General features: G+C 65.4%; 12 protein-coding genes. 9 read left to right on the top strand and 3 right to left on the bottom strand.

What is annotated here, in order from left to right; genetic code table 11:
* The first annotated feature begins 51 nt into the window (after positions 1-51).
* The 7 genes from ASC93_RS00395 to ASC93_RS00425 all read left to right on the top strand — a co-directional run bounded on the left by ASC93_RS00395 (position 52) and on the right by ASC93_RS00425 (position 6,403).
* The gene (locus ASC93_RS00395) at positions 52-744 is read left to right on the top strand and encodes a hypothetical protein (RefSeq protein ID WP_056435308.1); all 693 of its coding nucleotides are present in this window, start codon (positions 52-54) and stop codon (positions 742-744) included.
* Positions 741-1,526, top strand: coding sequence for a hypothetical protein (locus tag ASC93_RS00400; protein WP_056435311.1), 786 nt, complete (start codon positions 741-743; stop codon positions 1,524-1,526). The genes ASC93_RS00395 and ASC93_RS00400 overlap by 4 nt, the downstream gene beginning before the upstream one ends.
* Positions 1,523-2,770, top strand: a complete 1,248-nt coding sequence (locus tag ASC93_RS00405; protein ID WP_056435314.1) for a glycosyltransferase family 4 protein — start codon at positions 1,523-1,525, stop codon at positions 2,768-2,770. The genes ASC93_RS00400 and ASC93_RS00405 overlap by 4 nt, the downstream gene beginning before the upstream one ends.
* A complete protein-coding gene (locus ASC93_RS00410; protein WP_056435317.1) occupies positions 2,763-3,941 on the top strand; it encodes a DegT/DnrJ/EryC1/StrS aminotransferase family protein in 1,179 nt (392 codons plus the stop codon). Before ASC93_RS00405 ends, ASC93_RS00410 begins: the two co-directional genes overlap by 8 nt.
* Complete coding sequence (locus tag ASC93_RS00415; RefSeq protein ID WP_056435320.1) at positions 3,938-4,528, top strand: sugar transferase; 591 nt, start codon at positions 3,938-3,940, stop codon at positions 4,526-4,528. The genes ASC93_RS00410 and ASC93_RS00415 overlap by 4 nt, the downstream gene beginning before the upstream one ends.
* A 16-nt stretch (positions 4,529-4,544) precedes the next feature.
* Positions 4,545-5,147, top strand: a complete 603-nt coding sequence (locus ASC93_RS00420) for a phosphatase PAP2 family protein (protein ID WP_056435322.1) — start codon at positions 4,545-4,547, stop codon at positions 5,145-5,147.
* A gap of 116 nt (positions 5,148-5,263) precedes the next feature.
* A complete protein-coding gene (locus ASC93_RS00425) occupies positions 5,264-6,403 on the top strand; it encodes an acyltransferase (RefSeq protein WP_056435325.1) in 1,140 nt (379 codons plus the stop codon).
* A 379-nt stretch (positions 6,404-6,782) separates the two neighbouring features.
* Here ASC93_RS00425 and ASC93_RS00430 read toward each other — a convergent pair whose 3' ends face one another.
* The 3 genes from ASC93_RS00430 to ASC93_RS00440 all read right to left on the bottom strand — a co-directional run bounded on the left by ASC93_RS00430 (position 6,783) and on the right by ASC93_RS00440 (position 12,237).
* Entirely contained in the window at positions 6,783-9,071 is a 2,289-nt protein-coding gene (locus ASC93_RS00430) for a polysaccharide biosynthesis tyrosine autokinase (protein WP_056435328.1), read from the bottom strand.
* Between the two features lie 41 nt (positions 9,072-9,112).
* Complete coding sequence (locus ASC93_RS00435; protein WP_229412486.1) at positions 9,113-10,210, bottom strand: polysaccharide biosynthesis/export family protein; 1,098 nt, start codon at positions 10,208-10,210, stop codon at positions 9,113-9,115.
* A 176-nt stretch (positions 10,211-10,386) separates the two neighbouring features.
* On the bottom strand, positions 10,387-12,237 hold the full coding sequence (locus tag ASC93_RS00440; protein WP_056435334.1) for a TonB C-terminal domain-containing protein: 1,851 nt from the start codon (positions 12,235-12,237) through the stop codon (positions 10,387-10,389).
* Between the two features lie 237 nt (positions 12,238-12,474).
* On the opposite strand from ASC93_RS00440, the gene ASC93_RS00445 reads away from it, so the two are divergent.
* Together ASC93_RS00445 and ASC93_RS00450 are read left to right on the top strand one after the other, a co-directional pair.
* Positions 12,475-13,704 carry a family 1 glycosylhydrolase gene (locus ASC93_RS00445; RefSeq protein ID WP_229412488.1) on the top strand — a complete coding sequence of 410 codons (1,230 nt, stop codon included), beginning with the start codon at positions 12,475-12,477 and terminating at the stop codon, positions 13,702-13,704.
* 1,304 nt (positions 13,705-15,008) lie between these two features.
* Positions 15,009-15,989 carry a LysR family transcriptional regulator gene (locus tag ASC93_RS00450; RefSeq protein ID WP_056435338.1) on the top strand — a complete coding sequence of 327 codons (981 nt, stop codon included), beginning with the start codon at positions 15,009-15,011 and terminating at the stop codon, positions 15,987-15,989.

Raw genomic sequence — 15,989 nt, forward strand, 5'->3', positions numbered from 1 at the left:
GCTGAAAGAACGCCCGCTCCCAACGACCATGTACCGCCGAGCCCACGTACCATGACGACCCTGCTGCATCACTTCGACACGCTGCGCCAGGTCCTGCGCCTGCCGCGGGCGGACCTGTGCTTCGACGCCCGGATCCATCCGGACGACGTTGCGGCCACCTATCGCTATTACACGAAACGGCATCCGCGCTACAAACTCATCGGCAACAAGACGGTCGGTGCCGCGCTGATCGACCTTGCGCGCTATCCCGCCTCTGCGGCCTACCTCGACGCCATCCAGGGCAAGAACCGGGGTGCGTGGCACGCCAGGCGGGCCCGTGCGCGCGGCTACGTCTGCACGGAGATCGAACGCAACGACCATGTCGACGCCATCCACGCCATCAACACGTCGCTCGACACGCGCCAGGGGCGGCCGATGGACGGCAAATACCTGGACAAGGTCGCGCGCTACGAGCGCCAGCCCCATTTCGACTATTTCGGCGTGCTGAACGACGACGGCCGGCTCGTCGCCTACGCGAACATCGGACGCTACGGCAATTTCAGCGCCTTCTCGCAACTGATCGGCCTGCGCAACAACGACGGCATCATGCACCTGCTCGTCGTCGACATCATCGCCCGCCTCATCGAACGCCAGCGCGTGCGCTACGTCATGTACGACACGTTCTTCGGTGCGCAGTCCGGGCTGCAGCACTTCAAGCGCATCGTCGGCTTCGAACCCTATCGCGTGAAGTACAGCCTGCGATGAAAACGCTGCTCAACCGGCTCTACTCGGACTACCTGATGCCGTCGCGCCTGCCCGAGTACGAGGCGCTTCTCGTCCGGGCCGGCCAATGCGGCTACCGGCAGCTCTCCGTGCGCGATTTCCACCACGCGGTCCGCCCGGAGGCGGCGCTGCCGACCCGCGTGCTGGTGCACCGCCACGACATCGACAGCGACTTGCGCACGGCGCGCAAGATGTTCGCGCTCGAAACGAAACATGGCGTGAGGGCCAGCTATTACTTCCGCCTCAGTACGCTGGACTACGGCTTCATGCGCGACATCGAGGCGGCCGGCAGCGAGGCCAGCTACCACTACGAGGAAGTCGCGACGTATGCCAAGCGCCACCGCATGCGCCGCGGCGACGAGGTGCGGGCACGCTTTCCCGAGATCCGCGAACTGTTCGTGCGCAACTTCATGCGCATCGGCGAACACCTGGGCACGCCGATGACGACGGTCGCCAGCCACGGCGACTTCGCCAACCGTCGCCTGAAGGTGATCAACCACGAACTGCTGAGCGACTCCGAACTGCGCCGGCGCTGCGGCATCGAATGCGAATCCTACGACGCCGACCTGCTGCGCCACTTCGACGTGTACATCAGCGACCGTCCGCATCCCGTGTACTACTACCCGCTGTCACCGTTCGACGCGCTGAACCGCTACGAGCGCGTCTGTTTTCTCACCCATCCCGTGCAATGGGAAACGAACTGGCTCGAGAACACCCGCTGCAACGTGGTGCGCCTGGCCGAGGAAGTGGTGTGGCACACATGAATATCCTCCTGATCAACCATTACGCGGGATCGGTGCTCCACGGCATGGAGTACCGCCCCTACTATCTCGCGCGGGAGTGGGTGCGCGCAGGGCACAGGGTGACCATCGTCGCCGCGTCGGCATCGCATGTGCGCACGCAGGCGCCGCAGATGGGCCGGCGCACCCGACTGGAAGAAAATATCGACGGCATCGACTACGTCTGGCTGGCGGCGCCGTCGTATCGCGGCAACGGCGCGGCGCGGGTGCGCAATATGGCCGCGTTCCTGTGGCGCCTGGGCGCGGCGGGCGAACAGCTGGTGCGGACGTTCCGGCCGGACGCCGTGATCGCATCCAGCACGTATCCGCTCGACATCTGGCCGGCCGCCCGGATCGCGCGCCGCGCCGGGGCCCGCCTGCTGTACGAGGTGCACGACCTGTGGCCGCTGTCGCCCATGGAACTGGGCGGCTATTCGCGCCGCCATCCCTTCATCATGCTGCTGCAGGCGGCGGAAGACTTCGCCTGCCGCCGCGCCGACGCCATCGTCTCGATCCTGCCCAAGGTGCGCCCGCACCTGGAGGCGCACGGCATGGCGCCGCACAAGCTGCATCTCGTGCCTAACGGTGTCGACCCGGACGAGTGGCGAGCCGACCCGGCGCCCTTGCCCGCCCGGCTCGACATCGTCCTCGACGGGCTCCGCCAACAGGGCCGGTTCGTCGTCGGCTATGCCGGCACGCACGGCGTCGCGAACGCGCTGGGCACGCTGCTCGACGCCGCGCACCGCCTGCGTGGCCATCCCGTCGCCTTCGTTCTGGTCGGGTCCGGTCCCGAAAAACCTGCGCTCGAACGGCGCGCCGCCGAACTGGGCCTGGCCAGCGTGCATTTCTTCGACCCGATCCCGAAATCGCAGGTGCCGGCCCTGCTGCAGCGCTTCGACGTCGCCTACATCGGCTGGCGCCGCCAGGCCCTGTACCGCTTCGGCATCTCGCCCAACAAGCTGATCGACTACATGATGGCGGGCCGTCCCATCGTCCATGCCGTCGAGGCGGGCAACGATCCCGTCATGGAAGCCGGCTGCGGATTGACGGTCGCGCCGGACGACCCGCAGGCCATCGCCGACGCCGTGCTCGCCATGCAGGCGCTGGATGCGCCCACGCGCGATGCGCTCGGCCGGCGCGGGCGCGCCCATGCGCTGGCCAACCACACCTATGCCGTCCTCGGACAACGCTTTTTAACCGCACTCGCTGGAGACAGCCGCCATGCCTGAAGACCTGACCCAAGCTACCGCCGCGCCTTTCCTGCCGTTCGCCCTGCCCGACATCGACGAGGCGGAAATCGACGCCGTCGTCGCCTGCCTGCGCTCAGGCTGGGTCACGACGGGCCCGACCACCCGGCAATTCGAACAGGATTTCAACGCCTACCTGGGCGGCGGCCTGCAGGCGATTGCCGTGAACTCCGCCACCGCGGGCCTGCACCTGGCGCTGGAAAGCCTGGGCATCGGCCCGGGCGACGACGTCATCGTGCCCACGCTCACGTTCACGGCCACGGCCGAGGTCGTGCGCTACCTGGGCGCGCGACCCGTCTTCGTCGACGTCGAACCGGACCGGATGACGCTGTCGGTGGACGCCGTCGAAGCGGCGCTCACGCCGCAGACGCGCGCCGTCGTCCCCGTCCACTATGCCGGGCTGGCCTGCGACATGGACGCCCTGCTGGCGCTGGCGCGGCGCCGCGGGCTGCGCGTCGTCGAGGACGCCGCGCACGCCTTCCCGACCCGCTACAAAGGCCGGCTGATCGGCACGCTGGACAGCGACATCACCGTCTTCAGCTTTTACGCGAACAAGACGATGACCACGGGCGAAGGCGGCATGATCGTCACGCGCGACCCTGGCCTCGCACAGCGTGTGCGCGTGATGCGCCTGCACGGCATCAGCCAGGACGCGTTCGACCGCTACGTGTCGCACAAGCCGGCCTGGTATTACGAGGTCGTCGCGGCCGGCTTCAAGTACAACCTGACCGACATCGCCTCGGCCATCGGCATCCAGCAGCTGCGCAAGATCGACCGCTTCGCCGCGCGCCGGGCCTGCCTGGCACGGCGCTACCACGACGGCCTGGCGGGCCTGCCGCTGCGGCTCCCCGCCCTGCCGGACGACGACAGTACGCACGCCTGGCATTTGTACGTGGTCCGGCTGACCGGGGAAGCGCGGCTCGGACGCGACGCGTTGATAACCGAGCTCGCCCGGCGCGGCATCGGCACGAGCGTGCACTTCATCCCGCTGCACCGCCAGCCCTACTGGCGCGACGCCTATGACCTATCGCCCGCCCGCTTCCCCGTGGCCGAAGCGTGCTACCACGGCATGCTCACGCTGCCGCTGTACACGAAGATGAGCGACGCCGACCAGGACCGCGTCATCGGGCACCTGGCCGAGCTGCTGGCATGAGCAAGCGCCTGTTCGACGTGGTGGCGGCCGGTTGCGGCCTGGTCCTGCTGGCGCCGGCGCTGCTCGCGCTCGCGCTGTGGATCCGGCTCGACTCGCCCGGACCGGCGCTGTTCCGCCAACGCCGCGTAGGACGATACGGCCGCCACTTCGCCATCTACAAATTCCGCACCATGGCCGACCGTCCCGACGGGGGCCGCCAGCTGACGGTCGGCCAGGACCCGCGGATCACCCGCGCGGGCCGCTTCCTGCGGCGCACGAAGCTGGACGAACTGCCCCAGTTGCTGAACGTGCTGGCGGGCACGATGAGCCTCGTCGGACCGCGTCCGGAAGTGCCGCGCTACGTCGACCGTTATCCGCCCGCGGTGCGCGAGACCGTTCTTTCGGTGGCGCCGGGCATCACTGACCTCGCGGCCATCCTCTACAAGGACGAAAACGACATCCTCGGACGCGCGCAGGATCCCGAGCGGGCGTATATCGAGACGATCCTGCCCGTCAAGCTCGAGTATTACCAGCGCTACGTGCGCGAGCGGTCGTTCTGGCTCGATGTGCGCATCATCTTCCGGACGCTGGCCGCGATCCTCAGCTGACGAGCCGGATACCGCCATGCTCTGGTCCAAGCTGTTCCACCTGGGCGACCTGTCCCTCACGCTCCCGGCCGGCAGCGCGATCGCGGGCTGGCTCCTCGCTGCGCGGGCCTGGCGTGCAGCCCTCGGCTGGAGTCTCGTGTTCGGACTGGCGCTGGCGCTCGTCGCGGCGACCAAGGTCGCCTTCATGGGCTGGGAAACGGGCCTGCCGACGCTCGGCTACAAGGCCGTCAGCGGCCACGCCGCCGGCTTCACCGCAGCCTTCCCGACGCTGTGCTGGCTGCTGTCGCAGCGCTGCGCGCCGCCGGTGCGCCGTGGTGTCGCGCTGCTCGCGCTCGGCCTCGGCGTGGCGGTCGCCGCGGCCCTCGTCCACGCCGGCGAACACACGCCAGTCGAAGCCATCGCCGGCTGGATCGTCGGGCTCGCGGCCTTCCTCTGCACCGTCCACCTGGCGTGCGGCGTATCTGCGCCCCCGCCGGGCCGGGCGATCGCCTGCGCCGTGCCCGCATTCTGCGCGACGGCATGGGCGCTGCATTCGGTTTCCGTAGGTTACTGGATGATCCGGCTCGCGCTGGCCCTGTCCGGCAATCCCTATCCCTACCCTTGGGACAACTGCAGCTAGCGTCCCGAGACTTTTTATCAGGAGGCACCATGTCCGGCACGCATATTCCAGCTATCCATTGGCAGCGAAAGAGTCAGCTCGACAGTACAACCGGCTGTTCCCTCCTGATTTCCCTGATGCGTGGCCTGGCAGCGCTGCAAGTCGCGGCAGCGCACCTGCGCGCCGAAATGTTCCCTGGACTGCGCGACATCGCCAGTCCATCCGTCTATTACCAACTGCTGGCCTTCGGCACCGGCTTTGCGCACCAGGCGGTCGTCGTCTTCTTCCTGATCAGCGGCTGGCTGGTCGGCGGCAGCCTGCTCAACAAACTGGAGCGCGCGAATACGTCGACCGGCGCCGCCGACGGCGCCTCGCCGTGGCGGGCCTATGCGATCGATCGCCTGACCCGCTTGTGGACGGTCCTGATTCCGGCCCTGTGCCTCATGCTGCTCGTCGGCGTCATGACGGACGTCGTCGACCCGGCCCGCGCCGATTTTTCCACCGCCAATGCATACTCGGCCGCGGCATTTGCCGGCAACCTGGTCGGCCTGCAGACGGTGGATGTCGACAATTTCGGGGGCAATTACGCCCTGTGGAGCCTGGCCAACGAGACCTGGTACTACATCCAGTTTCCCCTGCTGCTGATCATGTTCACGAGCCGCAGCCGGATGCGCCAGGGCTGCGCCGCGGCCGTGCTCCTGGTGCTGGGCACGTCGCTGCCCTTGTCCATCACCCTGTATTTCGCGCTGTGGCTGCTGGGTGCCGCGTTTTCGCGCATCCGCATCGACTGCGGCACCGGCGCGCGCGCGGGTCTCGCCGCCATCGTCGTGGCCAGTTCGATTTATTTCCGCCTGCGCGGCAGCAACGACGATCTCAACCCTGAATCGTTCCTGCAAGATCTCGTGTACAGCCTGCCGTTGCTGACCTTCCTGTCCACGCTGCATGCGCCGTTCGCCACGACGTCGTCCCCGATGCGGGCCGTCGCACGGCTCGCGCACACCTTGTCCGAGTTTTCGTTCACGCTGTACGTGACGCACATCCCCGTCATCAAATTGCTGCGGTATGCCGGCCAGAAAACGTTCGGGCGCGATCGCCTCGTCCCTGACGCGCCGCTGGCGTACGCCGTCTATGCGGGCATGCTCCTGACCCTGCTGGCCACGGCATGGCTGTCGTATCGCCTGTTCGAATCCCATACGTTCCGCGTGCGCCGCGCCGTCAGGAATGTCCTGCGGCCGCGTCCACAGCGCACGTCGATGGCGTCCTCGTCGATGAAGTGACACGCCGTATCGGGCCCCGCCGCGATCGCGCCGGGGGGCCGGCATCTGGCCGCTGTATCTGTCCTTGATCGACATGCCGACCGTGGCGCGCGATCTGCCGCACCGTCCGTGACGTGGAATGCCGGCACACGGTCGCCTCAACGGACGGGCTCCGGGCTATGACGTGCTAACGGGATAAGCCTTCACCAGACTCGATGTCGGTGCATCTGCGCCGGTATGTCGATGCCGGTATGTCGATGCCGGTATGTCGATGCCGGCGTGCGCAACGCCAAGAGGTTCAGCGGACGTGTTCTCCGCCGCGTCGTCCGGCCCCGGCGCCCGGCGCCCGGCGCCGGGCAAACGTATCGCGAAGACGCCGAGGCAGAAGCGGCACTTCCATTCACCCTGCGGCGAAGCCGATCTGCCCCGTCGCCGTGAATTTGGTATAGGCGCCGTAAGCACCCAGGCGCGGCGCCATGTCGTTGAACAGCACGCCCTGGGGTGATATCCCCGCGTGGTTCAGGCGCTTGATCGATTCGTTGATCTCGGACTCGTTCGTACGGCCCGAGCGGGCCACGATGAAGACGGCGCCGGCGTGACCGCCGATGATCAGGGCGTCGGCCACGTCGAGCAGCGGCGGCGGGTCGAGCAGAACGAGGTCGTAGTGGGTCGCGACCTGTTGCAGCAGGCCGCCGAAATTCAGGTGCAGCAGGAATTCGGAGCGATTCGGCGGCAGTTCGCCCGTCGGGATGAAGTCGAGGTTTTCGACGACGTCGTGGTGGATCACCTCGTCGATCGACGACTGGCCCAGGATGGCGCGAGAGAGGCCGCGCTCGCGGCTCATGCCGAAATAACGGTGGAGCTGGCCGTTGCGCAGGTCGGAGTCGATCAACAGCACGCGCTTGCCGCTGGCCGCCATCACGGCGGCGAAGTTCGCGGACACGAACGACTTGCCGAGGCCCCGCGTGGGCCCGGCGAACATCACGATATTGCTCTGGAAGTGAGGCATGGAAAACTGCAGCGCGGCGCGGAAGCTGCGCAGGCTTTCGATGGCGGCATCTTCGGGAATGATCTGGGCCAGCAGCGGCAGCGCGCCGCCGTCGCTCCTCGCCTTGCGCATCAGCTTGTCCTGATTATTGCTGTGTGGGATCGTCGCATAGACGACGCGCGCGCGCAGCAGGCGCTCGATGGCTTGCGGATCGTCGATCCCGCCCATCATGGCCTTGCGCGTAAATGCGATCAGGGTGCCGAGGAACAGCCCCGTGACGACGGCCAGCGCCACGATCAGCGGACGGTTCGGCTTGATCGGCTTTTCGGGTGCGATCGGCGCATCGACCATGCGCACGTTGCTGACCCGCCCCACGGAGATCAGGCGCAGCTGCTGAGCCGTGTTCGACAGGGCCGTGTAGAGATCGGTGTTGACCTTGATGTCGCGCGTCAGGCGCGCTTCATCCTGTTCGAGCACGGGCAAGTCCTTGATGCGGGCATTGACCTGGTCGATCTCCGTGTCGACTTCCTTGAGCTGGCGGTTGATCGCGGCGACGATCGGGTGGTCTTCCGTGAAGCGTGCCATCAGCTCCGTCTTCTTCTGGATGAGGTCCATGCGCCGCCCCCGGGCCGCGGCGGCCTGGGCAAGGCTCATGCGCGCTTCCTCCTGCAGGTCGACCGTGCTGTGGGCATTGCGGAACTGGTTGTAGCGGTCTTCCGCCTGCTCCAGCTGACGCTTGAGGATGGGCAGTTGCTGATTGAGGAAGGCCAGCGACTTTTCCGCTTCCTCGGTCTTGCGCGCGAGGTTCTGCCGCATATACTCGCGCCCGATCTCGCTCAGCACGGCATACGTGCGGCGCGCATTCTCGCCCTGCAGCTTGACCTCGATGATGCCCGACTGCTTGCCCTGCTCGGTGATCACGAGCGCGTTCTGGATCGCCTCGATCATCGCGAAGCGCGACATGCGGCGCAGGCGAAACCGGCCGCCGGGATCCGCCGACAGGCGGTCGACCTTCAGCTCGATCAGGCCCTCCGGCGTCGGCACGCGGTAGCGCAGTCCGACTTCGCCTTCGAACACGATGCGCTGGCCGCCGCCGGAAAACCGGTAGCGGTCCTGGCCGAGCGCCGTCAGCGTGAACTCGCGCCCCAGCCAGGCTTCCGGCACTTCGAACAGCGACACCTCGGCCCGTTCGCTGCCCCAGACATAGCCGCCGTAGCCGAACAGGCCCGGCTTCGACAATGCGTTGCCGTTCTGGTTGGCGAACCAGAACCCGGCGATGGGGAAGTACTTGGGCCGCACGTCGATGTACAGCTGCAGGTTGTCAACCGCGCGCGACACGACCATGCGCGACCGCAGCAGCTCCATCTCGGCGATCGCCGCCTTCTTGGTTTCGAACAGCGAGGACGCTTCGGAGAGGATGTTCTTCGACGCGTTCGGGCTCTCTTCCTCGACGTGGATCATGAGGTTGGCCTCGAACACGGGCTTGGCGACGAGCGCGTACAACACGGCCATCAGGGTGATGAACGCGGTGATGCCGCCGATCAGCCAGCGGCTGTCGTACAGCGTGTTCAGGTAACCCTTGAGATCGAACGCAGGGTCCTCGCGCGGCGCGTCGACGGCACGCGGATCGAACGGCACGCTGATGATCGGCGGACGGGGAACGAGGGGCGACAGGGCATGCGACTCACCAGTGGTACTCATGGGATTGCTCCGTAGATCGGCATATGCGGGCGCATGCGGAATCAGGGCCGGTTGGCCGCATTCACCGCCGAGCTCAGCGCGCCCGGGAACAGGAGGCTCAGGTTGCGGTTCCAGTTGGCCAGCGGCGTCGCGGCGACGTACACGATGTCCTTCGGCTGCAGTTCGAAGGCTTCGGCCATCGCCAGCGATCCGGCCACGCGTGCGTCGAGCTGGAACACGCGCGTGCGCTGCGGCGTCTTGCGCACCACGTAGACCTGGCGCGCATCGCCGCTCAGGGGACTGATGCCGCCGCTCTCGCCCAGCGCTTCGTTGAGGGTCAGCCGGCCGTCGTGCATGGTCAGCGCCTTGGGCGTCACGACTTCGCCCGAGACGAACACCTTGCTTTCGTCGCGCGAGTGCACCCGCACCACATCGCCCGGCGCGAGCATGACCAGGCCCGGATTGATGTTCTTCTGGACCAGGTCGCGCAGGTTGATGGCGTAATGCGTCTTGCCGCGCTCCAGCTCGATGCGGCTCTGGTCGGCCGTGGGCAGCAGGCCGCCCGCGCGGTTGATGGCTTCGACGAGCGTCATCGGGATGTCGTTGATGGCCTGCAGGCCGGGCGACTTGACCTCGCCGTCGATGTACACGCGCTTGCTGCGGTAGGCCTGCACGCGCAGCGTCACGTTCGGATTGGCGAGGTATTTGGCGAGGCGCGTCGTCAGCAGCGCGCGCGCCTGTTCCTCGGTGAGGCCCTGGACGGTCAACAGGCCGGCCAGCGGAAACTGGATGCGGCCCTGGTGATCGACGACGAAGCCCTGCGGCGCCGCATTCGCGTTCGCGGCCGCGGCGGCGGTCGCGGCCGGATCGGCGTTGGCCGCCGTGACGAGACCGCCGGTCAGCTCGGGGTGGTCCCACACGACGATGGCCAGGATGTCGCCGCTGCCGATCGCATAGGGCGGCGGGTTCGGCACCAGCAGGCGTTCGAGGTCTTCGTTGGCCCGGACCTGGTGCTGCTGGTGTTCCGCCGAGATCAGCCGTTCGGTGATCATCTCGGTGGGCGGCGCCGGCTCGTCCGCGCCGGCATGGTCCTGCGAGCGGAACTGGATGCCCGACGCGCAGCCGGCGAGCAGGCCGGCGTACAGCCATGGCAGGGCCACGGCGGAAAGCAAGCCCGCGGCCCGTCTTAGAAATTGCGTAATGGAAGCATGCATGGTTGCCTGTCGAAATGAGCTGCCAACCTCTGGCAATCAGAGTCAGGGTAAGCCGCTCAACCGACAGGACTTTGGCGCACGTCAAGCACCACGCATAGGTCAACCGCGGGCGCGTGTGGCCGTCAGCGCATCTCTTCCAGCAGCCGCAGGATGCCGGCGAAGCGCCACACGCGCCGCAGTTCGATCACGTCGTAGTTCGCGGCGACGTTCGGTGGAAACGCCGAATAGCGCGCGTTCAGCCGCACGACGCGGCGCACGAATTCGTCGATGTCCGCGCGGCCGCTCGAGCGCAGGATGATCACGTCCTCGACGCTGCCGTCGCTGCGGATCGCCACGCTGACGATGGGGTCGGTGCGCACCACGTCGGCCGACAGCTGGGCTTCGCTCAGGACCGCGTTGCGCTCGATCTTCTGGCGCACGCTGTCGATGTACATGCGCAGCGGAATGTCGTGGCGCGCGGCCTCCGCGAGCGCGCGCCGCGCCGTGCGCGCCGCATCCTCGGCCGGCCGCACGGCCTGCGGCACGGGTTTCAATATATCGATGCCGCGCATCATTTCGCGTGCACGCGAGGCCAGGTCGCTGCCCAGTGCGGCGCGCGGGAGCGTGCCGTTGCCCCGCCCCGCGCCGTCGCTGCCGTCCGCGCCCGCGCGTGCCGGAGCGGGCACGGGCGACGCGGCAGCGCCCCCGGCATCGGACAGATCATGCGCAGGGTCACGGCGCGCCTGCTCCTGCGCGAGCCGGGCGTTTTCTTCGGCTTGGCGGCGTGCGGCCTGATCCGCTTGCTGCGCACGCTCCTGGCGCAACCGCTCGTCCGCAAGCTGGCTGGCGCGCTCCTGTTCCGCCAGTTGCTGGCGGGCCGCTTCCTGCGCGCGCTGCTGATCGGCCAACTGCTGCGCACGCGCCTGCTCGGCCTGCTGCGTGCGCATCTGCTCCGCCAACTGCTGCGCCCGTTCCTGCTCGGCCTGCCGGATACGCCGCTGCTCGGCCAGCTGCTGCGCACGCGCCTGTTCCTCCTGTCGCATCCGTTGCTGTTCAGCGAGCTGCTGCGCGCGCTCCTGCTCGGCCTGCTCGACGCGGCGTTGCTCGGCCAGCTGTTGCGCACGTTCCTGTTCCGCCTGCTCGGCGCGTTGCTGCTCGGCCAGGCGCCGTTCTTCCTCCTGCCGTGCGCGGGCCTGCGCTGCCTCGGCCGCGTGCTGATCGGCCAGCGCCGCTTCATATTGAGCGGACTGGTCCGCAAGTCGCTGCCGCTGCAGCTCGGCCTCGGCGCGCAGCTTGTCCTCGGCTTCGGTGCGCAGACGGGCTTCGTCCGCTTCGCGCCGGCGCTCCCGTTCGCGCTCGCGTTCATCGGCCAGGCGGGCGCGCTCGGCCCGCGCGGTGTCCTCGTCCTGTGCATCGGCCAGCGCGGGCTTGTCGGCCTCGGCCGTCGGCTCGGTGCGAGCCAGCGGGTCCGGCATCGGATCGGGTTCCACGGCCGGCAGCGGCACGTCGAATGTGTTGTCCTGATGCGTTTCCAGCGCGATCACGCGCGCGTGCAGGCCGTCGGCCAGGCGCGTCGCCGGCGGTTTGCGGCGGCGCTGTGCGACCCGCCGCGGCGGGGGCGCGGGTGTGGGCGCCGGCGCCGCTGGCGATGGCGCCGGCGCGACCGGATCGACCAGCCTGAATCCGCGCCGGAGCGCGTCCGGCCGCGGCTGCGGCAACGGCAACGGCGTCGGCCCCCCTTGCGGTGCCGGCACGGCCGCAACCGGTGCCGGCGGCATTACGGGCGGCGGCGCGGACGGCACGGCGGCGACGACAGGTGCAGGCGTCAACCGGATCGCGATCGGCCCGCCCGGCCCTGGCCGCAATCCGGGAATGCCGAACTGCAAGGACAATACGAGGCCGTGCAGCAGCAGGGAGACCAGCACGCCCATCGCCAGCCGGCGCGCGGATGCGTCCAGGGTCGAGGCGGATCGTACCGCGGTGGCGTTGGGCATGCGGGTCGTGTGGGTCGGGAATAAAGGCGGAATGTTGCCTGATTGATAGCACAGCTTACACGCGACAGTAAAGGGGGCGCGCACAAATGGGGGCGCGCACGGTTCGGAACGCTGTTTGTAATCCCGGCTACAATGATTTCGACGGGTCAGCAGCCAGGGGTTCGCATGTCACCAGGATTTATTTTCGCTACGGGTATCGAAAACAGCATTCCGACAATCGATAACGGTCGGGTACGAATGGACGAGATGGAGAAGTGCGGCCATTACACGCATTGGCGCACGGACTTCGATCTGGTGCAGGAGCTCGGACTGAAAGTCCTGCGCTACGGACCGCCGCTGCACAAGACCTGGCTCGGTCCCAAGCGCTATGATTGGGAATTCGCTGACCTGTCGCTCAACGACCTCCGCCAGCGTAACATCGCCTCGATCATCGACCTGTGCCACTTCGGCGTGCCCGACTGGATCGGAAACTTCCAGAATCCGGATTTTCCCGAACTGTTCGCCGATTATGCAGGCACGTTCGCGCGGCGCTATCCGTGGCTGCAGTTGTACACGCCGATCAACGAGATGTCGATCTGCGCCCTTTTTTCCGCCTTGTACGGCTGGTGGAACGAGCAGATGACGACGGACCGCGCCTACGTCACCGCGACAAAGAACCTCGTCAAGGCGAATATCCTGGCCATGCATGCGATCCTCCAGGTGCGGCCGGATGCCTTGTTCATCCAGAGCGAATCGACCGAATACTTTCATGCCGAAAGCCCGTCCGCCATCGGCCCCGCCGAGTTGTACAACGCGCGCCGCTTCCTGTCCCTGGACTTGAATTACGGCCGTCGCGTGGATTCCGAAATGTATGAATACATGATGGACAACGGGATGACGCGCGAGGAGTATCACTTTTTCCTGAATAATAATCTGAAGCACCACTGCATCATGGGCAACGATTATTACCAGACCAACGAGCATTACGTGTCGGCGGATGGATTGACGCGCGCGGCGGGTGAGATCTTCGGCTATGCCGTCATCACGCACCAGTACTACAACCGATACCGGCTCCCCGTGATGCACACCGAAACGAATCTGTGCGAAGGACCGCGTGGCGACGAGGCCGTGCACTGGCTGCGCAAGGAATGGGCCAACGTCCTGCGCGTGCGCAACAATGGCGTGCCGCTCGTCGGCTTCACGTGGTATTCGCTGACGGACCAGGTCGACTGGGATACGGCCTTGCGCGAGAACAACGGCAACGTCAACGCACTGGGCTTGTTCGACCTCGATCGCAAGATCCGGCCCGTCGGCATCGCCTACAAGGAACTCGTGCGTGCCTGGATGGAAGTGCTGCCGACGCAGAGCGTCTGCCTGCAAGTGCCGATCGTGATGCCGCACGAATTCCAGCGCCACGTACCGCCACCCAGCGGCTGGCCGTTCGACGAGAACGCGACCATGGCGCCGCGCACCGAAGAGCGCGAATAAGCGGCGGGTTGACAGACGTTCGACGCTGATCGGCGCCGTACCGTTTCAAGCATATGGACGCCGGTGTTCACGGGAAGAACGTCCTGCCGGCGGACGAGTGCAGTCGACATCGCCAGGCAATCGCGTATGTGATACCCCTGCCCCGCGTCAGCGGGCGATGTCGTCGGCAATGCCGATGAACGGATTTCAACGCGGCGCTAGACGAATGCTTCACGGAAGATTTATCGCCTAAGCCAGCAATCAAAAGACCATTGAAAGTCCATCGAGCGGTCCAACCACTCGATCGCGGCATTCCGCGCTCCTCGATTACACCAACACATACTTCGGCCGGGCCCGGGTTCGGCATCGATGCGTAATCTGTTCACCGATGGCCTGCGGCATTCGTCCTATCGAGATACGTGCATGCGCATTTAAACGCCGGGGGCAGGATTCACCGAAATGGCGAACCACTCCCGACCGGCACACTACGATAAAAACATGTCGGCTTCGAGCCCACGCCCATGATTCGCATACCGGTTCCATGCGCTGCGGAACAAGCCGGTCCAGCGCAAGGATTCCCTGGTTCGCACATGAAGCCGCTGCCCTCGGGGGCGCGGCGCCCGCTACGCGCAACTGTAATTGAGCTGTAATAGATCTCCCCCTCGGACGGACGAATCACCCGCGCAAGAAAAAAGCCGATGGCAATTCACCACAATCATTGACATTGATCAAAACTGGTTCGCCTATGAAGCGTTAGTAAATGACCGATATTACGAAAACAGGCATTATCCACCCGGCGCCTTTTGGTATTCCGAATTTATAGCGCTAACAACCAAACCCCGCAGACAAGTGCGAATATTTCTTTCGTCAATAGAAAAATTAAATATCGAGAAATATTAATTTTGCAAAGGAAATAAACCAACAGACTCAAATAAATATTTTACAAATTGTGAAACTTCGAGAGTTTTTTTAGTCAGCATCAGACATAATATTGATGCCGGTTCACCGGCGAATCATATGATATAAAGGGAAATTCAGGAGCGCGAATTGGATGACGCAATGACAAGCACCTACGGCACCGCCATCCTCCTTGAGAACGCATTTCCATATCTCGAAGGTTGGCGCGGTATCACGACGCGGGATACCAAAAGGACTGCATCATTTCCCCGGCTGCAGTCCGCACACGCGACTTTGCAGTTGGCGCCATCTCGTGGCAATACTATCTAACGCGACAGTGGTGGCGTACTACGATTCCGAGAATGTCGCATAAGATTGCTGCGGCCGTGTTCGAAATATGACCACCCTTTGACAGGGAATGAGATTACATGACCAAAACATCAGCTAATCAACTCGCCTTGATAAACACCTTCGTCCAGATCGTCTCCGCGGGCAGTTTTTCCCGTGCCGCGCAACAGCTCAATACCAGCCAGCCGACGGTCAGCCGCCAACTCCGCATGCTGGAGGCACATCTGGGCATCAAGTTACTCAACCGCAACACGCGCGGCATCAGCCTGTCCGAAGCCGGCCGCCGCTATTACGAATATTCCCGCATCATGTCCGAAGAGCTGGACAGATTCGAAAGCGAATTGCGGGGCGAAACCGACCTGCCCTGCGGCTTGCTGCGGGTTGTCGTTCCAAGTGGTTTTGGTCAATCCCGGCTGATCGAAGTCGCCGCCCAGTATTTGAAGGCAAACCCGGCCATTCGGCTGGAATGGAAGATAAGCGACGCGCCGGCCCGATTTGTCGATGATGCCGTCGACTGCGCCATTCAGGTCGATACGATAAAAGACGAATTGGTCGTTGCCCGCAAATTGGGCGAGGTGAACAAGATCATCGTCGCCGCACCTGCGCTTCTGTCGCGCTACGGCGGTATCTGCAAGCCGGAGGATTTGTCCAGATTACCGTGGGTGACACTGCCGAACCATCACTGCGGTTCGATCCAGCTGCGGGATCAATGGGGCAATTCCCGCAAACTGGATATTTCGCCAAGTTTCATGGCCGACAGCGTGCCGGTTGCCCGCCAGGCTGCGTTGCAGAAAATAGGGGCGGCCCTGATCTCGAGTTGCGCGGTCGCCGAGGACATTGCGGCAGGCACGCTGGTGCATGTGCTGCCCGATTGGTCCGGATTACCGGTATCTATTTATCTTACCTATCCCAAATCGCAGCACTATCCGCTCAAGTTCCGCAAATTCGTCGACCTGATCAAATCGCTGTCGCCGCAGTTTTTCAGTCCCGTTGAGCCGGTGGCGTTCACTTCCCGCATGGCCGGCGCGGCAAATCAGCCTTTGCACAGGCCCGCCGCCTGA

Source organism: Massilia sp. Root335, assembly GCF_001425685.1.
Lineage (GTDB): Bacteria > Pseudomonadota > Gammaproteobacteria > Burkholderiales > Burkholderiaceae_D > Telluria > Telluria luteola.